This is a genomic window from Mycobacterium marinum, assembly GCF_003391395.1.
Lineage (GTDB): Bacteria > Actinomycetota > Actinomycetes > Mycobacteriales > Mycobacteriaceae > Mycobacterium > Mycobacterium marinum.
Genome location: NZ_CP024190.1, coordinates 4,297,024 through 4,316,148, shown reverse-complemented (window position 1 = coordinate 4,316,148; position 19,125 = coordinate 4,297,024). Strand labels below are relative to the sequence as shown.

Sequence of the window (19,125 nt, the reverse complement as noted above, 5' to 3'; positions counted from 1 at the left end):
CGGCGGTGGCGTTGGCGCCCCGCCTGTTTCGCCCGTCTCAATCCACTCGCGCGGGAATCCCGTATAGACCGCCCACTTGGGTAGGCAGTCTGGGTTTACAGGACCGCGCCCGTTGATCCAGGTGCTGATGGTGTTGCGATTAACCCCGAGGTGGTCGGCAATTTCTTGAACACCGGTCTCCGACTCTCGGAGGCTCTTCCGGAGGCGGTCGGCTAAGTCCCACTCAGGTACCCACATGCGCTCTGGCCTTGTACTCATGGACCAAAGGATATGCACAGAGCAACGCATTGTGCAATACATAGTGCATTTACCTAGCTCTCGTAACCTCCACGACATGATCTCGACACGCCACGGTGGTCTTGTGCTGCGCAATGCACTGTGCAATGGTGTGTCACGTGGCATTGCACAATAGAAGCCCGAAATCACCGCCCCCCGCTAACTTCATTGGATCGGCGGAAGTCGCACGCCTCCTTGAGATCAACCAAGTGACGGTCGCTAGGTGGGTCACGTCCGGTGAACTCAAGCCGGTGCACAAACTGCCTGGGAAGAATGGCGCATACCTGTTCTCCCGCGCCGACATCGAGAAACTCGCGACTGAGCGCGCCGAGGCCAGCGCATGACCACCCCGCGCCGCAGTCCCAGCGAGCCAACTGACCTACCCGGTGGTATCACCCCCGGCTACGCCGAGGCCATCGCCGCCGTGAGTAAGTCTCAAGACGAACTCTCTCGATGCCGGGCGAACGCTCCGAGCGGCACCGGCGGCATGACCGGGACAGGTCACGGTGACGCCCAGCGCCATGGGGTCACCACCGCCTACTGGGACGGTTACCAGCTGACTGTCAAGTCATGGGCGGTCAACATCCGTGCGGCCTTCGCCGTCGACCCCGAAGGTGGTGCGCGATGACCGCCGAACCCACCCACGCCAGCACCCCGTTCGACGCGATCCGCCACACAACGCCCGAGGGCCGCGAATGGTGGTCGGCCCGAGACCTGATGCCACTGCTCGGCTACGACCAATGGCGGCGCTTCGCCGACGCGATCGGGCGAGCCCGAATCTCGGGCCACAACGCCGGTCATGACATGGCCAGGCATGTTGCCACCGCCGGCAAAATGGTCCCGATCGGCTCCGGCGCCCAGCGTGAGGCCGAAGACTTCCACCTGTCCCGGCTAGCTTGCTACCTCGTCGCAATGAACGGCGATCCTCGCAAGCTAGAGGTCGCCGCTGCGCAGACCTACTTCGCCGTCCGGACGCGCGAGGCCGAGACCCGCCAAGCCGCAGCACCCGCCATTCCTCAGACCTACGCCGAAGCCCTGCGCGCCGCCGCCAACCAAGCGGAGCGCGCCGAGGCCGCCGAGCGGGCGCGCGAGGAAGCTGAAGTCCACGCACGTGCGCTCGCCCTACCCGCCGCCGCCTGGAATGAGCTGGCCGACGCTACCGGCGACTACTCGGTAGCCGACGCCGCGAAGGTGCTCAACCGTGACCCCGCCATCTCCACCGGCGAGCGCAAGCTGTACCGCTTCATGGCCGGCCTTGGCTGGGTATTCCGCCGCGACGGCCGCTGGAAGGCGTACCAGACGCAGGTCAACAATGGCCGCCTAGCCGAGAAGGTAGGCAAGCCATTCTGGCACGAGGGCCGCGGCGAGATGGTCAATGCCGAACCTACGGTGCGGATTACCCCGAAGGGGATCGGCGAACTCCATCGCCGGCTGGGCGGACATACTGGCGGCCCTCCGCTGGCATTGGTGGCAACGACATGAGCCCCCCCGGGCCAGCCCCCGCCCCCTCCGGTGTTTCCACAACAGGCCGTGATGCCCTCGCCGGAAGCCAACTAGAGCGGGTGTCCAACGCTGCTCGTAAGGCGTTGATTGATCGCGGTGACGGCATGGTGTCGGCGCAGAAGGTGCACCGGTTGGTGCGGCGGTTCGATAAGGCGTTGCGGCGTACGCATCTTTCGTTCGATGCGTTTCTTGATCTTGAGCCGCAGCGGCGTCGGGCGGCGATGAACGACCCGGACTTGCTGCGAGTAATCGCGTACTGCGATCCGGTTGGCGAAGACGCGGTGAATCGCGTTCTGCGGCAGCGGGGTTACTGAATTGAGAGCCGCAGGTGGTCGACCGCCGCGCGGTTGACGAGCAGCGCACGAGGCTGCTGCAGCAGCGTTTTTCCGGCTGCACACTTCCGGCGTTGACGATTGGCGGGTTTAGTGTGTGTCATCACGCGCGGATTCGCATGGCCGCCAGGCTTATTGAGCCTGAGTGGGTGTTGGAGGCATTGAAGATGCCGAGTCGGCCGAGTGGGTCGGATGACAAGCGAAAGTTTGTGGGAGACATGGCAATGTGCGTGGTTGATATCAGGACGAAGCAGATCATCACCGTGGGCTATGGGCGGATTAACGAACTAGGGGCGCTGTCATGACCGCCTTCGCGCGTCTCGCCGCCCACCTGCCCTACATTCTCGGGGCCGCCGCAGCCACCACGCTCGGGGTTTCCTGCGCACTGGCCTGCGTCGGCCACTGGGCGCCGGCCGCTGGCCTGATTATCGACACGATCGCGCTCGGCTGGGCCGCCTACCGGGTGGACCGCCACGTGTGGCGTGACAGCGACTGCTACCACCCGGCGTCGGTGGCGCTGGCGGTGATTCGTGAACAGGGGTGGGTCCACCGGCGGGGCTGCGAATGCGAAGAGGTGAACCGATGATCGAAATCAAGTCGAGGACAGGCCACGTGCTGTACACCGCGGCCCATGCGCGGGATTTACGGCAAGCAGTAGAGGAGGCAGTCAAAGCCGGCGCGAACCTGACCCGCGCGTACCTGACCCGCGCGTACCTGGCCGACGCGTACTTGGTCGACGCGGACCTGACCGACGCGGACCTGACCCGCGCGAACCTGGCCCGCGCGAACCTGACCCGCGCGAACCTGAACCGCGCGGACCTGACCGGCGCGGACCTGACCGACGCGTACCTGACCCGCGCGAACCTGGCCCGCGCGAACCTGACCCGCGCGAACCTGAACCGCGCGGACCTGACCGGCGCGGACCTGACCGACGCGTACCTGACCGACGCGGACCTGACCCGCGTGTACCTGACCCGCGCGTACCTGACCCGCGCGTACCTGGCCGACGCGTACTTGGCCGGCGCGGACCTGGCCGGCGCGGACCTGACCGACGCGTACCTGGCCGGCGCGAAACAAATAGACCTTGTGATCGCTCGGCTGGCAGTACTACCCGATGAGGGTGATGTCATCGGGTGGAAGAGGGCGGCTGGCGGAAAGATCGTCAAGCTGCGTATCCCTGGTGATGCTAGGCGGTCTAACGCGACTGGGCGTAAATGCCGAGCAGAGACTGCCGAGGTGCTAGCGATATTCGATGCTGACGGACAGCCTTGCCAATCGGCAATAAGCACACGGGATTACAACTTTAAGTATTGGGTCGGCGAAACGGTTCGCCCCACTAAACCCTTCGACGAAAACCGTTGGAACGAATGCGCATCCGGCATCCACTTCTACATCACACGAGCCGAAGCGGAGGCCCACCTATGAGTATCGCTGCCCGTCTGGTTTTGCTGCTGTGTGCGTTCGGGTTCGCGATTGACGCGGTGTCGGCGTTCGTCTCCGGCAATGAATCGGACGCCTACATCGACATCGGGGTGGGCGTGTTGGCCGTGGTCTGGGTGGCGTTGATCGGGCATCTGGAACTCCTGCGAGACCGGCGGATAAGGGATGAACGTTCGCGCACCTGGGCGCGGCGGGACAAGGAGACGGGCCTGTGATCACCCCAATCGTCACCGTCTATACCCGCAATCACCCCAAGTGCATGGCGTGCGAGGCGACGAAACGCCGCCTGAGCCGGCGCGGGATTGCGTTCAGCGAGGTCGACATCGATGATGACCCGAACATCGGCGAGGCGATCGCCTACCTGGGTCTGACCTCATTGCCGGTGGTGCTGGCCGAGACCAGCACCGGTGAGCGATATTGGTCCGGGTTCCGGCCCGACAAGATCGACGCGCTGGCGGTGGTCGCGTGAGCTTCTGGTGTGAACAACTATTCGACTGTCTTGCCAGGTTCAACTGGTTGAATTGCGACCCCGAGTTCTGGGTTGATCAGGTCCACGACTACGTCGGTGGTGAAGCATGAGCGACCTCGACCATCTCACCGCGCTCGTCGAAGACATCCGAAACCTGCTGTCTACCTTGGTTTTCGCCGCGCCGGGCATCACCACAAACCCGCCTGCTGCAGCCGCGGAAAGCCCCGCGCCGGACTCTGCTGCGTTCTCCGGCGCGGGGCACCTCGGGCTCACGCATAAAGACGTCCTCACAGCCTCGATGGCGGCGCGGCTGTGGTCAACGCAGAGTGGCGACAAAAACTTCTGGCTAGATCTCGCAGACCGCTTCCGTGCCGTCGCCAAATCAATGGAAATAAGCGACCTCGGCCGTGTCCCGCAGCCGAGGCCAACGACAACCAAGGAGAAAGGTCCGCAATGGCAGAAACCAGTGTAACCGAGAAGCCTTCCAGGCAACTGATTGTCGTGGACGTGGAGACCACCGGACTGAGCCCAGGTGTGCATTTGCCGATCGAGGTGGCGGCCGTCAACGTCGACACCGGCGAGTACCTGTATTTCGTCCCGAAAGTGCCGGAGGGCACGTTTGATAACGCAGACGATGAAGCGCTCGCGATCAACCGCTACTACGAACGCGGGCTTTACAAACGGCGTCAACACGCATGGCCGCCAACGCATGCGGACTACTGCACTCTATGGGACATGCTATCCGGCAACACTTTTGCCGGATGTAACCCGGCGTTCGACTCCCAGATGGTCACAGCAGGCTTTTCCGCAGTTAAAGGCGCTCTGTGCAGTTCATTGTCCATTCCCCGCCCGTGGCATCACCGCCTAGCCGACCTCGCCGCCTACGCCGGACCGGCACTACACCTGGCGCCCAATGAGCTTGTTGGCCTGGCCGATATCTGCGCCCAGCTCGGCGTCACCAACCACGCGGAACACACCGCACTCGGCGACGCGCAGGCCACCGCCGAATGCTTCCGCATCCTGACCCAGCATTACGCCGACACGATGGAGACGGTGAAATGATCCGCCCCACCTTACTTGCCACCCTCAGCGTGCTCGCCGCCGCCACCCTCACCATCAGCCGAGCCCACGCCAACCCGGCCACCGACTACACGACACAAGCCGCCGCCATCTGCCAAACCCTCGACCACAGCCCCACATTCGGCGGACTCATCAAGACCATCGACAACACCGCCACCACAACCGGACTCGACCTCTACACGGTCGGCGGCATCGTCGCCAACGCCGTCATCGACCAATGCCCCTGGCACATACCACTACTTGAACGATTCGTAGACACCATCGAACCGCGCGCCACCACAACCACCGGGAGGCTGGTGTGAGCGAGAGCATCGCGGCCGACGTGCTACAAGCGCTGTCGCTGGCCCGAGAGTTCCTGGGCAGGCAACCTGAGTTACCCAAGGGCACGGCATTCGAATGGATCTGCAACTGGCCGTGCCTGTGCATCGTCGCGGCGATCACCACCACTAGCCCAACGTCGCGCATTCGCGATGGGGCACTGGATGCCACGAGGCTAGCTCTGCCGCGGCGCTTCGGTCGCATCGAGGACTACAACGATCAGGCGACGATCAGCGAGGCGCGGGAGCTGCTACAGCGGGCCAAGGATCACGTGCGGGCGGTGATGGTCGCATGAGCACCACTACGGCCGCCGCGCTCTATCTTGCCCACTGTCCCGAATGTCTGTGTAGCCGTTGGCTGTCCAGTCATGAGGCGGTTGAACTCTGGATGAGATACCACCCGCACGAGGGGGAATCGTGAGGCGCCGCCGCTACTGCCCAGTCTGCTGGCGACCCGTCCAGCCTAGTGCCGGTGACAACATCGAGGGCCATTGGGACTCGGTTGGCCGCGAGGTCTGCCCGATGAGTGGCGAGCCATTCGCGGCCGCTCACGTCGGGCGCGGGCCCCAGCGGCTGGTTCAGTGGGGTGCAGCGTGAGTGCCTACGAGCACGAGCTAACCGAGTGGCAGTACGCGCGATCGGCCATGACCGAGTGGGAGTGGGCGCCGTTTGACGATCCCGAGACCCACGCCGACACGATGTCGGCCGACGGGACGCGGCTATGAGCGACGAAATACCAGACGGTATATACGATTTCGCCTATCGGCCAGCGCCGGAGCGGCTTTCTCCAAATGGGGCGAAGAAGCTACTGCAGCCCGCCGGCCCAGCACGGTTCGACTACGAGCGAAGCCACCCAAGAAGGCCGGAGCCGAAGTTCGACATGGGTAAGCTGGTGCACCGGATCGTGCTCGGCGCCGGGGAGGAGATAGCCCCCATCGTCGGCCCCGACCCGAAGACGGGCGAGTTTATCCGGTATGCGAACTACAACACCAAGGCTGCGCAAGCCATCCGCGACAAGGCCTACGCGGATGACATGATCCCAGCGCTGCAACACCAGATCGACACCGCGACCGAGATGGCGCGCGTTGTGTACGAGCACCCAGAGGCGGGCCTGCTATTTAGTGAAGGCGACGCCGAGCGCTGGCTGTACGGCACGGACCCTCTTACCGGTCAGCCAATTCGGTCACGACCAGACTGCATGACAGAGCGGGATCGGTTATGGATTATCGACTTCAAGACCACTGGAGAGAAGGCGGATCGGGCGACGTTCAGCCGCAAGGCTTATGACTTTGGCTATTACTTGCAGTTCGCCTTCTCGGTCGCGGCCGCACGGTCGCTGGGGCGCGATGACCCCGTGGTGGTGTTCGTCGTACAGGAGCTGGCCCCACCGTATCTGGTCAATCTCCTTGAGCTCGACGCTGACTACTACCGGGGCGCCCGCGACGACATGACGCGCGCTATCGGGATATTCCGCCAGTGCACCAAGGCCGGAGTGTGGCCTGGTTATCCACTAGGGATACAGCCATGCTCGCCCCCGCCGTATGCATTCCGAACCAACAGCTACGCCGATCTCGACTGAAAGGACTCAAATGACCACCATGAAAGACGATTACAGGCCCGTCGCGCAAAACCGCACCGTCGCGAAAGCCGGCAACGATCTACGCTCGGAAATTCAGCAGATGGAAAAGCATTTCCAGCGTGCCATGCCGCAGGGCTTCGAGGCCGTCCAACTCATCCGCGACGTGTTCACCTGCCTGCGAATCAACCCGAAACTGGCCGAGTGTGAACACCAATCGGTACTCGGGTCTGTGATGACCTGCGCGCAGCTCGGCCTACGCCCCGGCGTTGGAGTCCTTGGGCAGGCATATCTAGTGCCATTCTGGGACAGCCGCGCAGGCTGTCGCAAGGCCCAGCTCATCATCGGGTATCAGGGCTATGTCGAGCTGGCCTACCGCACCGACAAGATTGCATCGCTGCACGCCCGAACGGTCTACACCAACGACCACATCGAGATCGAGTACGGCGCTCACGAAGACCGATTTATTCATCGGCCCTATCTCGATGGTCCGCGGGGTGAATATCGGCTGTTCTACGCGGTCGGCCGCACAACTAACGGCGGATACTCGATGACTGACCCAATGACGCTGGCGGACATGGAGACCCACCGCGACCGGTACGCCACTGCGCGGAACAAGCAGCACGAGGTGGTCGGGCCATGGCTGGACCAGTTCGAGGGGATGGCGCACAAGACGACAATCCGCCAACTGATGAAGTTGCTACCGAAGTCCACCGAGATCCAGCGCGCTATGACCCATGACGGCGGTGTGCGCGTTGACGTCAGCCCTGGCGTGATCGACGACGAGCCCGACTATATCGACGGCGAGGTTGCCGACGAGCCAACCTCGGGGTCCGCCGCGCCGCCGAGCGATCAGGCCGAGGTGAAGATGGCTACCCGTCAGCAGATCACCAAACTCAAAAACATTCGCCAGGCCGAGAAATACGACGACGACTCCGATTGGTTCGACTACATCCGCACGATGACCAGTGCGGACATTAAGGCCGAGAAGGACCTTTCGGAGGACCAGGCACAGGTGATTATCGACGCGTTTAACCAGGAATCGGCCCAGGCGCAGGACGCGCAGCAATGAGCCCGGCCGGCCCGCGTCAAAGCGGAGAATCTGTCATCCGCCAAGGCGGGGCCATGACCCTTGACCTCGGCGAGTCCTGACCTGCGCGGGCCGGCCGCCCAACCCAAAACCACTAAACAGTCCAACCGAATAGGAGTATTCGAATGACAATCATCAGCGACAAGCCAGAAGGGCTACCCAGCTCCAACGCCCTCGACGACATTCCCGACGACATCCTCGGGCCGGCGCCGGCCACCATTCGAATGTCCGGCAAAGACATGCTGGTGATGGACAAGCCTCCCGAGATCGGCGAGTGCGTCAAGATGGAAATAACCATGCGATGCAAGGACGATGGGCGCACACTGCTGGCCGACGGTGGGATCGCCCACTATCGCGTGATGAGCTTCGTTGCCGCCAAGGTCACCGCGGAGCCCTATATGCCCGCACCCGAGTCTGACCCGCCACCGGACGACGACGACCCCGCGATGATCGACCGCGATGGCAACATACCGGACGACGAGACGGGCGAGATCGAGCCGGACGTTGACGCGCTCAACGAGTTCGATCCGGAGTTCAGCCACAACGGGACGCCGGACTAAAAGATGGGCTCGGCTCGTTCCCCGGGTTGGCATTACGCCGAGGCCGAGCGGTTACTCGCCCAGGTTGGCGAGATGGACCCCGGATTGCGCGTGACGCAAACGTTCATCGCCCGCGCCCAGGCGCACGCCACGCTCGCGCAGCACCGCGGCGCCGACTCCGACAGCCAACGAATTCTCGACGAGAACTCCGAACTTCACACGCGGCTACAGGAACTCACCACCGAGTGTGAGCAGCTTCGTGAGCGTGTCGAGGAACTGCAGTGGGACCGGAAGGATGAGCGTCCGAAAGTTGGCGGGGGCCATGGCTGACCACACCGCAATCTCGTGGGCCGACGTCACATGGAACCCGGTATCCGGATGCACCCGCATCAGTCCCGGATGCGACCACTGCTACATCGAACGCACCCCGCCGCTCCGCATGGCGCACAGGCGGTTTGACGGTGACGGCGTAGGATCGACTACCGGGGTCCAGCTACACCCCGAACGCCTAGAGATACCGCTGCACTGGCGAAAACCCCGCAAGGTGTTCGTGTGCTCGCTGGCCGACTTGTTCCACGACGAGGTACCCGACGAGTACATCGCGCACGTGTTCGCCACCATGCAGAGTTGCGCCGCGCATACCTTCCAGGTGTTGACCAAGCGGGCCGCCCGCATGCACTCGCTACTCAATAGCGACAGATTCTGGGAAGCGGTAACCGATTTCGGGTCAATACTGATGGGCAAGCGTCCTTCGCGAGCCCAGTGGTGGCCTGATCACGGCCTGCAACACCACTACCTGCCGAACGTGTGGGGGATGGTCACCGCCGAGAATCAAGGCTGGGCAGGGAAGCGTATTCCATTGCTGCTAGATACCCCGTTCGTGGTGCGAGGCGTCTCGCTTGAGCCGCTACTGGGTCCGATCGACTTATTCGGCGGCTTCGAAAATCCCGGCCCGGCCATCGTGCGTACCGGCGTTCGAACGCAGGTAGATGGCCCCTGGGGTCCAGCCGAGTATGACTACGGCGACCAAATCGGCGTTGACTGGGTGGTTACCGGCGGTGAGTCCGGCCCCGGAGCCCGGCCCGCACACCCCGACTGGTTCCGCTCGATCCGCGACCAATGCCAGGCGGCGGGTGTGGCGTTTCACTTCAAACAATGGGGCGAGTGGAGCCCGTACCCGCCTGTTGGTGCTGAACAGAGCCCACAGACATATGTGAGCGCCAAAATCCACGGCGGTGGTTGCTTATGCGAGCAAGCGCCCATGTGGCGCGTTGGCAAGAAAGCCGGCCGCCTACTCGACGGGCGGGAACACAACGACTACCCAGAGGTAATCGACCATGCTTAACCCCGACCGAGACATCGAAATCGCCAAAACCCACCTAGAGGCGAGCGGATACGTCGTGCTCCGCGAAAAGTCCTACCGCCAAGCACAGGAACGGCAACGAGTCGCCGAAGCGCTGCGCCGCAACGCCGAGGAACATCGCAGGACTACTCAGATATGGGCACAGATCACCCTGCATAACGAGATCAGGGAGCTGCAGGCAAGGTGCACCGCACTGTATGGGGCGGCACGGGCCCACGGCGCGACCGCGGAAGAACTGGCGGCGATCGAATGGCCGACGACAGGGATCGTCTGCCCTATGTGCAATAAGGAACACCGTGAGCTGATCGAGCGAATTGGAAGGGCTGAACTATGACTGATGACCTCATCGCCCGCGCCGAGTACGCGATCGAGCATGGAAACGGCGATGCTCTTCACCGCCAACTTGTCGCCGAGCTGAAAGCCACACGACTATTCCGCCGGAAAATAACCGAAGCACTCGGATTAGTCGAAATCGCGGATGGCGACCTACTCGACAGCCTCCGCCACTTCGCTGACACGGCGCGTGATCATGTCAATTGCCCCGTCTGGTGTGACGACTGTGAACATTTCGAGCAACCCGACAGTTGCGGGCGCTGTGCTGGTAGCGGATGTGGACCCGGTACAGCTAGCGGCGCCTATGATCCGTGCAGCGATTGCGATGGAGATGGGCGTGATCACACTCCGCACCGTCCCGAAGGATGTGGTCGCCGCACCGTGATCGTGGAACTTCCACGACGAACGCTAATTCCAAACGATTGGAATGACGGTTGCATGGGAGCTTGGCGTGCCCGTGACGGACTAGATCCAGTATCCGCCTGGACCGGTGGTCAAGTGGCAACTCCCGCAGGTGAATTCATGTCATCCGCCGACGCCCGCGCACTCGCTGCCGCGCTTCTCGCCGCCGCCGCAGCAGCAGAGGCGGCCGACAATGGATGATCAATCCGACGAGACATACGGCCTCGTAATGCCCTACTGCGCCGGATACGCAGGTCGGTGACACCACCGTGAGCAGTACGGACCTGAGGCTGATCATGTCGTCGCATACCAAGATATTGGAGGTCTGCAACGACCCCGACTTGGATAGTGACTCCAAACTCTTTGCAGTGCTGATGCTCACGCTGATCTATCAGCGAAAAGTTGCTGGCCGCCGAAGTATCAAGAATCGATCCACATTACATGCCGTCGCTCAGATGTGCGGACACAAGAACCCGCACTGGTGGATTAGACGAGTTATCCAAAAGGACATCCCAAGATACGAACCACCACCCGTGGCGGAAACTGGCTGCCTTGCCCCAATGATTCAACGTGAAGGCCCCTGCGGAAAGCGTGCGATCAAATCCGGCTGGGACCGCGACCCGCTCACCGGAGTTGCGATCCGCTACGCCTTCTGCTCGCGTCACCTTAACCACGCCGACGACTGCCGTATCCAACAGAACATTCGCCAGTGGATCGAAAATGATCAGCCATCACCACCCCCCAACAAAGGCGGTGTTTTGCGCAAATACTTCAATTCAGACTGGAATTCACTCTATAAGTGGGCAGCCCCCTACGAGACACCACTGGACGGCGCTGAACCTCCGACACTCCCGAAGCTGGCCCTGACGCTCATTCAGGGCGGTACATCGTGACCCCGCGCCGCATCCAACTCCGCCGCACCAAAGGCTGGCGCCTACACGACATCTCACCAGACGCGATCGTCGTCACGCGGTCGAGCAAGTGGGGAAACCCGTTCGCTATAGGCAAGACTCTGCTTGTCGAGCGCTACTACCCGACATTCGCACGCGTGGATATCACACCCCGAGACCGCCGTGAGGCCGTCGCCTGGTTTTCGCTAGTGCTCGGACCCGACTGGGGATTGCCAGTGCCAATGAGATCTGCCGACGTGCGCCGCGAACTCGCCGGCCATGACCTTGCCTGCTGGTGCCCACTCGGCCAGCCGTGTCATGCCGATGTGCTGCTCGAAATCGCCAACCAGGTCGGTGGTGCACCGTGACCGCGCCCTACTACCAAGACGACCAGGTCACGCTCTACCTAGGCGACAGCTTGGAGATCACGGAATGGCTGACAGCCGATGTGCTGGTGACCGACCCGCCATACGGGATCGCCTATAAATCAGGGCGGGACCGGCCAAGTGGCCTGGCAGCCAGCATCGCTGGCGATGAGGACACCTCACTACGTGATGGCGTGTTGATTGCCTGGAACCCAAGGCCCGCGTTAGTTTTTGGGACTTGGCGGATTAATCGACCGGCCGCCACTCGTGCCAGGCTGATCTGGGACACCAAAGGCGCCCTGGGTATGGGCGACTTGTCAATTCCCTGGAAGCCGTCCGATCAGGAAATCTATGTCATTGGGTCCGGTTTTCGCGGGCATCGCGGATCAAATGTCATATCCTGCGCGCCACTGCATTCCACGTCGACACCTAACCGAACGAACGCCCGCCAGCATCCACACCAGAAGCCAGTATCCCTTCTGGAGAGGCTGATAGACAAGTGCCCACCCGGAGTCATTGCCGACCCCTTCGCAGGCTCCGGCTCGACGCTTATTGCCGCACGCAACCTCGGCCGCAAAGCCATCGGCGTCGAAATCGAAGAACGCTACTGCGAGATCGTCGCTAAACGCCTCGACCAGTTGGCTTTCGACTTCGGGGACCACCAGTGATCGCCCCCGACCGCGACGAGCAAGCCCGCCGATACCGGGCCAGCCTGTGTATCGACTGCGGCGAACAACGCTACAGCCCGGGACGGCCACGCTGCGAAGAATGCCACCGAAAGCATGTGCGGCCCTTAGATCCTTGGGCTGCCGGCGGCATGGAAGGGGAGTGAGTGTGGCTAAGCGGCGATTGCCGGCCGGTTTCAACGTCCCGCTGGGATTCTATGACGGGCCGGAGGTTCGTTCTATACCGCGGCGGATTCGCGCGGCCGCCGTGGGCGTATGGGCGCTCTGCGGCGCCTACTCAGCAAACAAACTCCAAGATGGTTACGTCGGTCCCGAGGCACTAAAAGAACTCGGCTGCACACCGGCAATCACCTCCGCGCTCAAGTTAACACTAGGGCCGGATGGTCAGCCGGACCCACTCTGGACAGACGCTCGCGACGGCGGAATCCAGTTTACGAAGTGGGTTAAGTACCAACGTTCACGCGACGAAGTTAAGGCATACCGCGAACAGGAGGCAGAGCGTAAGAGAAGTGAGAGGCAGGCGCAACGTAATAGCGGCGACAATGGTTCTACCTGCGGCGATTCCAAAATGTCCGCGCGGACAACGGGCGGACATCCTACGGACGTCCGCGCCCCGTCTGCCACCCCTAATACTAAGACTAATACTGATAAAGAACTTGGTTACGTTCCTGAGTCATCCACACAAAGCACCGCGTGCGATTCGATCGCTGCCACGCCAGCAGCCGATCTCGTCCGTCGGACCATCCCCACCGAGATCAACTCGGCGATCCAAACCCAGTTACGGCTCAACGCCAGCCAACTCCTGAAATCCGGCACGCCCGCCGAGGTAGTCGAGGAAGCGCTGCGCGACTGGGCCACGAAAACCGGCATAGGCCCCGGCATCCTGGCATCCCTGGCGGCCGATGTCATCAAGCGCCGAAGCGGCAATGCTCGTGCGGCACCGAGCGGCGACCTGACCGCCGGCGAAGCCAAAGTAGCCGGATGGGCGTCACTCGGAAAACCGAACCACAACCGCCAGGAGGCCATCGAATGAGCACCGACTACCGGCAAACCGCAGCCCGGGCACTGGCCAAGTGCGCCGCCTACGACCCATGGTTCCCACAGCCAAACCGGGCCACCGTCGAAGCATGGGCTGAACAGATCGCCGAATACCGGCTAGCAGACACCGACGTCCTGGAAGGCGTCAAGATTGCCTACCGCGACAACGGATCTGGATTCAGGCCACTCCCCAAGGACATCATTCAGGCAGCTCGACAATGCCGCCGTGAGCGGTGCGAGCGCGAATCGGAGTTCGATCGGAGAGCCCGCGAGGACCGCCGGGATATCGCACTGGAATCGCGCAACCAGGCACGCCTCACCAAGGCAATCGCGGCAGTGAAAGCCGACTTCGACTAATGCTCGTTGACCCCGAAAACCCTCGCGGCGAACACGACCGGGTCAACCCAGTGGCGACTCTCGACACGGTCAACACCGACCATCTGAGCCTGCAATCCCGTCTCGCCTGCGACCTGTGCGACAACGACGGATACCGCAACGGACTGGTATGCGACCACCAGGACCACACGCGAGCAGGGCTGGCTGCACGTCAGCAGATCCGCGAAATGCTCAAGAAAGGCAAGGGTGCTGATGAGTGATCTATCCGACTCGCTCGACAGGCTGAACAGGTACATCGACGCCTGCAACGCGATCTTTCCTGGCATATCAGCCCGGTATCAGATCGCCCGAGATCTGGGCTTTTACCAGCGGGCCATGATGTGCCGCACCGGCGCCGAGCACGAGCTTGAGTACTACGGCGGTGAGCTGTGAGCGCCAATCTCGCGTGCCCCACCGCCTGGTCTCGCGGCGGATTCGACAGCCGCAGATGCCGTCGCTGCGGCCACTTTTGGGCCACGAACGCCCCCGCCTATCCGCTGACAGAGTTCATCACACGGTGGTGCCCGACGTGCATCCCGCTCATTTCTCACCGCCTGACCGATGATCGGCCGACGATTCACCGGACGGAGGTGACGGCATGATCGTTCCCGTCTGCCGCTGCGGGCGCACGCGTCTGGCGCACCGCTCAGACCCTCACGGGCGGGGTGATACGCGGTGCCTGCTGTGTGTGCGACCGGAATGCCGCGAGTATCAACTGAGGCGTGCATCGTGACCGCCCAGGAGCCACAGGGGGCCACGAACAGCCCGTGGCCAATATCCCAGGGTGGGTCGGACGCGCAGAAACGATCTGAGGCCGTTTACGTCTCCCGTCTTCCATCCTCAGGCAGCTTCCTTGTGCTCACTATCCATCACGACGGAACGTGCACCGAGAGCCGTGTCGTCAACGGCCGAACCGAATGCACCCGCGACCTCGACGCGATACCCGACGAATGGCCATGGCAATGACCGTCGATCCGCGTGACGTCACGAAACTACGAATCGGCTCACTGTTCTCCGGCGCCGGCGCCCTCGACTGTGCCGTCGCCCAAGTGTTCGGCGCCCGCACCGCCTGGCACTGCGAAAACGACAAAGCGGCAAGCAAAGTCCTCGCGCACCACTGGCCGGGCGTGCCAAACCTTGGTGATGTCGCCGCGGTTGATTGGGCGCAGGTGGAACCCGTGGACATCCTATGTGGGGGATTTCCCTGTCAAGACGTGTCCGCGGCCGGCCGCCGCGCAGGAATCAAGGCGGGAACCCGCTCGGGCCTATGGGTGCAATACGTCGGCGCGATTGCCGAACTGCGACCGCCGTTGGTGGTGATTGAAAACGTCCGGGGGTTACTCAGTGCAAAAGCCTATCGCGCAATGGAATCCGCAGAGGCAACTGTGGGAGACGGGCCAGATGGACCTGTTCTGCGAGCACTCGGAGCCGTACTCGGCGACCTGGCCGACCTCGGGTATGACGCGCAATGGACGACTGTTTCCGCTGCCGCCGTCGGCGCCCCCCACCGTAGAGACCGGGTATTCATCCTTGCTACCGACGCCGACCGTGGCGGACTCGAGGAATTCACGGAACGCCACCGCGGGCCGAACGAACCCGGACTCTCGGCATCACAGCGGCATGACGCTATGCGATGCGATGGTGCTGTTGCCAACACCGAGGGCTACGGACGGCACGAAGGGGGGGCCGAATCAGCGCGGCTCGCATGGGGATCTGATGCTGCCATCGGCGGTACTGGACCTGTAGACCTACTGCCAGGAACGGTGCGCGACCTCCTGCCGACGCCGAAATCATCTGACGGACAACGGGAAGACTGCCCATCTGAACGGGAACGCAACGACCCTTCCCTCGTATCAATTGACTACTACCTATCAGGAAATGCTGATGCCTCATCAGAAAGACGATCCAGAAAAACACTGCGAAATATGCGGAACGGAATTGAAACGCAAGAGATTCGCGAGTGGTCGACTCGAGGACAGGAATGTCTTCCTGAAACGGACGCATTGTTCTCAGGCGTGCGCGAACAGTCGGCGAGTAATCCAAGCGGACAGTCACCGCTGGCGAGCCAGGAAGATCAAGGCGAAGGACCGCTGCGAGGATTGCGGGACAGCGGACAAACTCCATATTCATCACAAGGACCGCAATCCGGCGAACAACGAACTGGCGAACCTAGCCGTGCTGTGCAGCAGTTGCCACAAGAAGCTGCACTGGCGGGAGGACCGAGACTACATCGTGGGCCGAATTCGGGAATCAATTGGGGACGTTACGAAGCAGCGATACGACGTTGGGAGACAGTACTTGGAAGGCTCGCCCCTTGCCCTACTGAACCGAACCGCAACGGAAACCCCCGCCTGAACCCAGAGTTCAGTTCTTGGATGATGGGCTGGTCCCCCGGCTGGGTCACCGACGTTCACGGCATCAGCCGCAACGACCAACTCCGCTGCATCGGCAACGGAGTCGTACCGCAACAAGCGGTCGCGGCGTTGCGATGGTTGTTGACGGTTAGCGAGGTGGACGCATGACCACACCCATCGACCCGACACTCTCCCACATGCACGAATCCATGGGCGCCGCACACCAGGCCGCGCTCGACGCCATACTCTCAGCCAGGACCACAGGCATGCGCGATGGCGTGCAAATCGCGGCCGACATCGTCCACTGCTCAGCAAAAGCCGAAGGCATGCCGTCGGTGATCGTCGACCACCTCGTGTGGCTCGGTGACTGCATCGAGTTACTGGCAAGAGAAATCAACGATCCGACAGATGGGGCTGACTCTTGTGATAGGTAATTTCACCGCCACCGCACGCGATGACGGCCTGGTATTCGTTGAAGTGAAAGACAATAACGGCGTCAATGTTGTGAATTGGACGATGGATCCTGACACAGTCGATCGATTCGCGGCCATACTTTCAAAAAAGGCCCGGATCGCGCGCAAGATCGGGCCGCGCTGATGGCCATCGTATGCGGCATTGACCCCAGTCTCACCAGCACGGGCATCGCCATCCTCCGCGGCGGCCGGCCGGTGTTACTGCGATCGGTGGGCACAACCCCGGACGTCAAGGACTGGGACCACCGCGTTAGCCGCATCACCCGCCAGTGCTGGAATGTGGTGCGGCTCATCGAGTCCAAGGGGCGCCCGGACCTCGCGATGGTCGAGGCCCCGCTGACGTTCGACACCGGCGGCGACGCCTACGACCGGTACGCGCTATTCGTCGAGCTGATGCGCCAGCTGCAGCACTGGAAGACGCCCACGGTGGTGGTCAACAACCTCACCCGCTGCAAATGGGCAACGGGCAAGGGCGGCAAGAGTAGCAAGGAAATCACGCGCGCCCAGCACAAGCGCGAGGTGCTTGCCGCGGTGCGCAAGACGTGGGAGCCGTGGGCCGCACACATCGCCAACGACGATATCGCCGACGGCCTCACGCTTGCCGAGATCGGCGCGCGGAGAGTGGGGGATTCGCTGCACTTCCCACTGGAACCCCGGAACGTCAGGGCCATGCAAACGTCGATCAACTGGCCTAAGGTGCCAGCCTTGAAATCAATGGAGGTTGTTGGATAATGGGGTTAACCACCACGCACGGATGCTGGTCTGGCGCCTACAGCAGATTTGCCGAGTTCCGCGGACATGTCGCCCGCGCAGCGAAACTCCCAACTACACGTGATGAGCTAAGGCAATGCCTAGATATCGACTGGGACTCGGTTTCAGACCGGCAAATCATGGGCCACTGGGGCCGAAACGGGCCAACCGTCAAAGCATCAGGCATATACGATCCTCCCATTACCGACTCCGTGCTCTACCTACTGGTGCACAGCGATTGCGAGGGGAAGCTGCGGCGCGGATATCTCTCAGCACTCAAGGATCGTCTAGAAGAGTTGGAACCCGAGTATGAACGCATCACTGCGCATGACCCCTACCTGAAGGGCCGACTGCGTCAATTTATTGACGGGCTAGGGCGCGCGATCGAGGCAGGCGAGCATGTCGAATTCCGTTGAAATCAGAAAAGCCGATGGCGGCTGGGAGTGCGACTGGGGCAGGTTTGGCAACTCCGGTGCAGACACCAGGAAGCCGATCGAGCCTCTGGTGATAGTTATCCGATCGTATTTAGAATCGATAATTTGCGGACCGCATACCAGGCTGGACGGTGGCGTGTGTAGCGCAGAGATTGTCGACGGCCGCACGTTTGTCCACCTTGTCCGCGACGGCCAACGCTGGACCTGGGAAGTGTTCCCCGCACATTGGGAGGATGGCGGCTGGCCCGAGATTCTCGTCGGGAGGTGGCCGGACCAGTGATCATCAGCCCAACCCCAGCCGGCGCCGAGTATGACGACATCGTATTGCGTATGACATCGGCGGGGGGAGTCAGTGTGGCGATCGAACCCGACCCGCTCGGTGACATCAACTGCATCATCCGCCTACTACACAACGGACGGCAGGTCCGCGGAGTACTACATCCGAAGATCAAGCCCGGCACGGAGATTCGGGTGGCGCGAGACGATTCCACTGTGTCGATTCGTGAAATGTTCGCCACCATGGATAATATTTCGGTCCCGCGAGAAGTCGGCAAGGCGATTGAAATTACCAACTTTCATCCACCAGGTTGGCGAGTTGTGGTTGACGGAAAGACCGTATTGAGGGCTCTCGACTCTGAGCTATATCCAGATTCGCCAGTTCCGAAGATCCCCTGGCGCCGCCGCACCTGCCGCGCAACCAACACCCGGATACGCGCCGTAGCAGACGCGTTGGCGATGCGGCTGGGCTACCACCGCGACGGGGAGTGCGAGGGGGATGACTGGTGAGCTGGCGAGTAGTCCTACAGCGGGGCATCGCGGGCGGATCACCCCGCCGTGCCACCTTATTCCCGTCGAAGTCCACCGCGGATGGCCTACTCGGCAGCTTGTTCGGCCCACAGTGGTTGGCGCACAGGATGTTTGGGCGGATCGATCCGCATTGGTATCTCAGGGGGTGTGATGAGAGCTAAATGTAAGGTGCGACGCCTGAATATCGGGCGCAGTTGGTATTGGCCACGACTCGCGGGATTGAGCCGCTGGTG

The 19,125-nt window shown here is 62.2% G+C and carries 33 protein-coding genes; all 33 read left to right on the top strand.

The features are described from left to right. Nucleotides 1-371: 371 nt before the first annotated feature. Complete coding sequence (locus tag CCUG20998_RS28990) at nucleotides 372-620, top strand: helix-turn-helix domain-containing protein (protein ID WP_103653904.1); 249 nt, start codon at nucleotides 372-374, stop codon at nucleotides 618-620. Continuing rightward, nucleotides 617-904, top strand: a complete 288-nt coding sequence (locus tag CCUG20998_RS18005; protein WP_103653903.1) for a hypothetical protein — start codon at nucleotides 617-619, stop codon at nucleotides 902-904. The genes CCUG20998_RS28990 and CCUG20998_RS18005 overlap by 4 nt, the downstream gene beginning before the upstream one ends. Then, nucleotides 901-1,758, top strand: a complete 858-nt coding sequence (locus CCUG20998_RS18000; protein ID WP_240642818.1) for a phage antirepressor KilAC domain-containing protein — start codon at nucleotides 901-903, stop codon at nucleotides 1,756-1,758. The genes CCUG20998_RS18005 and CCUG20998_RS18000 overlap by 4 nt, the downstream gene beginning before the upstream one ends. Nucleotides 1,759-1,838: 80 nt before the next feature. Further along, on the top strand, nucleotides 1,839-2,093 hold the full coding sequence (locus CCUG20998_RS17995) for a hypothetical protein (RefSeq protein WP_142399650.1): 255 nt from the start codon (nucleotides 1,839-1,841) through the stop codon (nucleotides 2,091-2,093). A gap of 14 nt (nucleotides 2,094-2,107) precedes the next feature. Continuing rightward, nucleotides 2,108-2,416: a hypothetical protein gene (locus tag CCUG20998_RS17990; protein ID WP_103653901.1), complete on the top strand. Its 309-nt coding sequence runs from the start codon at nucleotides 2,108-2,110 to the stop codon at nucleotides 2,414-2,416. Beyond that, nucleotides 2,413-2,697 (top strand): hypothetical protein, encoded by a 285-nt coding sequence (locus CCUG20998_RS17985; RefSeq protein ID WP_103653900.1) that lies wholly within the window; start codon nucleotides 2,413-2,415, stop codon nucleotides 2,695-2,697. Before CCUG20998_RS17990 ends, CCUG20998_RS17985 begins: the two co-directional genes overlap by 4 nt. Then, the gene (locus CCUG20998_RS17980) at nucleotides 2,694-3,536 is read left to right on the top strand and encodes a pentapeptide repeat-containing protein (RefSeq protein ID WP_103653899.1); all 843 of its coding nucleotides are present in this window, start codon (nucleotides 2,694-2,696) and stop codon (nucleotides 3,534-3,536) included. Before CCUG20998_RS17985 ends, CCUG20998_RS17980 begins: the two co-directional genes overlap by 4 nt. After that, on the top strand, nucleotides 3,533-3,766 hold the full coding sequence (locus tag CCUG20998_RS17975) for a hypothetical protein (protein ID WP_103653898.1): 234 nt from the start codon (nucleotides 3,533-3,535) through the stop codon (nucleotides 3,764-3,766). Before CCUG20998_RS17980 ends, CCUG20998_RS17975 begins: the two co-directional genes overlap by 4 nt. Beyond that, nucleotides 3,763-4,020 (top strand): glutaredoxin domain-containing protein, encoded by a 258-nt coding sequence (locus tag CCUG20998_RS17970; protein WP_240642817.1) that lies wholly within the window; start codon nucleotides 3,763-3,765, stop codon nucleotides 4,018-4,020. The genes CCUG20998_RS17975 and CCUG20998_RS17970 overlap by 4 nt, the downstream gene beginning before the upstream one ends. Before the next feature lie 106 nt (nucleotides 4,021-4,126). Continuing rightward, nucleotides 4,127-4,492, top strand: coding sequence for a hypothetical protein (locus CCUG20998_RS17965; protein ID WP_103653897.1), 366 nt, complete (start codon nucleotides 4,127-4,129; stop codon nucleotides 4,490-4,492). Continuing rightward, complete coding sequence (locus tag CCUG20998_RS17960; RefSeq protein ID WP_103653896.1) at nucleotides 4,474-5,082, top strand: 3'-5' exonuclease; 609 nt, start codon at nucleotides 4,474-4,476, stop codon at nucleotides 5,080-5,082. Before CCUG20998_RS17965 ends, CCUG20998_RS17960 begins: the two co-directional genes overlap by 19 nt. Beyond that, a complete protein-coding gene (locus CCUG20998_RS17955) occupies nucleotides 5,079-5,402 on the top strand; it encodes a hypothetical protein (RefSeq protein ID WP_103653895.1) in 324 nt (107 codons plus the stop codon). Before CCUG20998_RS17960 ends, CCUG20998_RS17955 begins: the two co-directional genes overlap by 4 nt. Then, a complete protein-coding gene (locus CCUG20998_RS17950; RefSeq protein WP_103653894.1) occupies nucleotides 5,399-5,713 on the top strand; it encodes a hypothetical protein in 315 nt (104 codons plus the stop codon). The genes CCUG20998_RS17955 and CCUG20998_RS17950 overlap by 4 nt, the downstream gene beginning before the upstream one ends. A 297-nt stretch (nucleotides 5,714-6,010) precedes the next feature. Next, entirely contained in the window at nucleotides 6,011-6,142 is a 132-nt protein-coding gene (locus tag CCUG20998_RS28985; protein ID WP_258036767.1) for a hypothetical protein, read from the top strand. Then, on the top strand, nucleotides 6,139-6,996 hold the full coding sequence (locus CCUG20998_RS17940) for a PD-(D/E)XK nuclease-like domain-containing protein (RefSeq protein WP_103653892.1): 858 nt from the start codon (nucleotides 6,139-6,141) through the stop codon (nucleotides 6,994-6,996). The genes CCUG20998_RS28985 and CCUG20998_RS17940 overlap by 4 nt, the downstream gene beginning before the upstream one ends. 10 nt (nucleotides 6,997-7,006) lie before the next feature. Then, nucleotides 7,007-8,065 carry a recombination protein RecT gene (recT, locus tag CCUG20998_RS17935; RefSeq protein ID WP_240642816.1) on the top strand — a complete coding sequence of 353 codons (1,059 nt, stop codon included), beginning with the start codon at nucleotides 7,007-7,009 and terminating at the stop codon, nucleotides 8,063-8,065. 143 nt (nucleotides 8,066-8,208) lie between these two features. Beyond that, complete coding sequence (locus CCUG20998_RS17930; RefSeq protein ID WP_103653891.1) at nucleotides 8,209-8,643, top strand: hypothetical protein; 435 nt, start codon at nucleotides 8,209-8,211, stop codon at nucleotides 8,641-8,643. Nucleotides 8,644-8,646: 3 nt separating this feature from the next. Continuing rightward, nucleotides 8,647-8,952: a hypothetical protein gene (locus tag CCUG20998_RS17925; protein ID WP_103653890.1), complete on the top strand. Its 306-nt coding sequence runs from the start codon at nucleotides 8,647-8,649 to the stop codon at nucleotides 8,950-8,952. Next, nucleotides 8,918-9,967 (top strand): DUF5131 family protein, encoded by a 1,050-nt coding sequence (locus CCUG20998_RS17920; protein ID WP_406682425.1) that lies wholly within the window; start codon nucleotides 8,918-8,920, stop codon nucleotides 9,965-9,967. The genes CCUG20998_RS17925 and CCUG20998_RS17920 overlap by 35 nt, the downstream gene beginning before the upstream one ends. Then, nucleotides 9,960-10,319 (top strand): hypothetical protein, encoded by a 360-nt coding sequence (locus CCUG20998_RS17915; RefSeq protein WP_103653888.1) that lies wholly within the window; start codon nucleotides 9,960-9,962, stop codon nucleotides 10,317-10,319. The genes CCUG20998_RS17920 and CCUG20998_RS17915 overlap by 8 nt, the downstream gene beginning before the upstream one ends. Before the next feature lie 670 nt (nucleotides 10,320-10,989). Continuing rightward, the gene (locus CCUG20998_RS27530) at nucleotides 10,990-11,613 is read left to right on the top strand and encodes a hypothetical protein (protein ID WP_142399649.1); all 624 of its coding nucleotides are present in this window, start codon (nucleotides 10,990-10,992) and stop codon (nucleotides 11,611-11,613) included. Beyond that, entirely contained in the window at nucleotides 11,607-11,978 is a 372-nt protein-coding gene (locus CCUG20998_RS17900; RefSeq protein WP_406682459.1) for a DUF4326 domain-containing protein, read from the top strand. The genes CCUG20998_RS27530 and CCUG20998_RS17900 overlap by 7 nt, the downstream gene beginning before the upstream one ends. Beyond that, nucleotides 11,975-12,643, top strand: coding sequence for a DNA-methyltransferase (locus CCUG20998_RS17895; RefSeq protein ID WP_103653884.1), 669 nt, complete (start codon nucleotides 11,975-11,977; stop codon nucleotides 12,641-12,643). The genes CCUG20998_RS17900 and CCUG20998_RS17895 overlap by 4 nt, the downstream gene beginning before the upstream one ends. Nucleotides 12,644-12,803: 160 nt before the next feature. Then, entirely contained in the window at nucleotides 12,804-13,694 is an 891-nt protein-coding gene (locus tag CCUG20998_RS27525; RefSeq protein WP_142925996.1) for a hypothetical protein, read from the top strand. After that, nucleotides 13,691-14,056, top strand: a complete 366-nt coding sequence (locus CCUG20998_RS17885) for a hypothetical protein (RefSeq protein ID WP_103653882.1) — start codon at nucleotides 13,691-13,693, stop codon at nucleotides 14,054-14,056. The genes CCUG20998_RS27525 and CCUG20998_RS17885 overlap by 4 nt, the downstream gene beginning before the upstream one ends. Continuing rightward, on the top strand, nucleotides 14,056-14,295 hold the full coding sequence (locus tag CCUG20998_RS17880; RefSeq protein ID WP_103653881.1) for a hypothetical protein: 240 nt from the start codon (nucleotides 14,056-14,058) through the stop codon (nucleotides 14,293-14,295). The genes CCUG20998_RS17885 and CCUG20998_RS17880 overlap by 1 nt, the downstream gene beginning before the upstream one ends. Further along, the gene (locus CCUG20998_RS17875; RefSeq protein ID WP_103654771.1) at nucleotides 14,288-14,467 is read left to right on the top strand and encodes a hypothetical protein; all 180 of its coding nucleotides are present in this window, start codon (nucleotides 14,288-14,290) and stop codon (nucleotides 14,465-14,467) included. The genes CCUG20998_RS17880 and CCUG20998_RS17875 overlap by 8 nt, the downstream gene beginning before the upstream one ends. A gap of 569 nt (nucleotides 14,468-15,036) precedes the next feature. Then, nucleotides 15,037-16,596 (top strand): DNA cytosine methyltransferase, encoded by a 1,560-nt coding sequence (locus tag CCUG20998_RS17865; protein WP_103653908.1) that lies wholly within the window; start codon nucleotides 15,037-15,039, stop codon nucleotides 16,594-16,596. Then, nucleotides 16,593-16,862 (top strand): hypothetical protein, encoded by a 270-nt coding sequence (locus tag CCUG20998_RS17860; protein ID WP_103653878.1) that lies wholly within the window; start codon nucleotides 16,593-16,595, stop codon nucleotides 16,860-16,862. Before CCUG20998_RS17865 ends, CCUG20998_RS17860 begins: the two co-directional genes overlap by 4 nt. Then, a complete protein-coding gene (locus CCUG20998_RS27520) occupies nucleotides 16,837-17,025 on the top strand; it encodes a hypothetical protein (RefSeq protein WP_142399647.1) in 189 nt (62 codons plus the stop codon). Before CCUG20998_RS17860 ends, CCUG20998_RS27520 begins: the two co-directional genes overlap by 26 nt. A gap of 86 nt (nucleotides 17,026-17,111) precedes the next feature. Then, a complete protein-coding gene (locus CCUG20998_RS17855; RefSeq protein WP_153068539.1) occupies nucleotides 17,112-17,633 on the top strand; it encodes a hypothetical protein in 522 nt (173 codons plus the stop codon). Continuing rightward, nucleotides 17,633-18,067, top strand: coding sequence for a hypothetical protein (locus CCUG20998_RS17850; RefSeq protein ID WP_103653876.1), 435 nt, complete (start codon nucleotides 17,633-17,635; stop codon nucleotides 18,065-18,067). Before CCUG20998_RS17855 ends, CCUG20998_RS17850 begins: the two co-directional genes overlap by 1 nt. 372 nt (nucleotides 18,068-18,439) lie before the next feature. Then, nucleotides 18,440-18,871 (top strand): hypothetical protein, encoded by a 432-nt coding sequence (locus CCUG20998_RS17840; protein ID WP_142399646.1) that lies wholly within the window; start codon nucleotides 18,440-18,442, stop codon nucleotides 18,869-18,871. Nucleotides 18,872-19,125 lie beyond the last annotated feature (254 nt).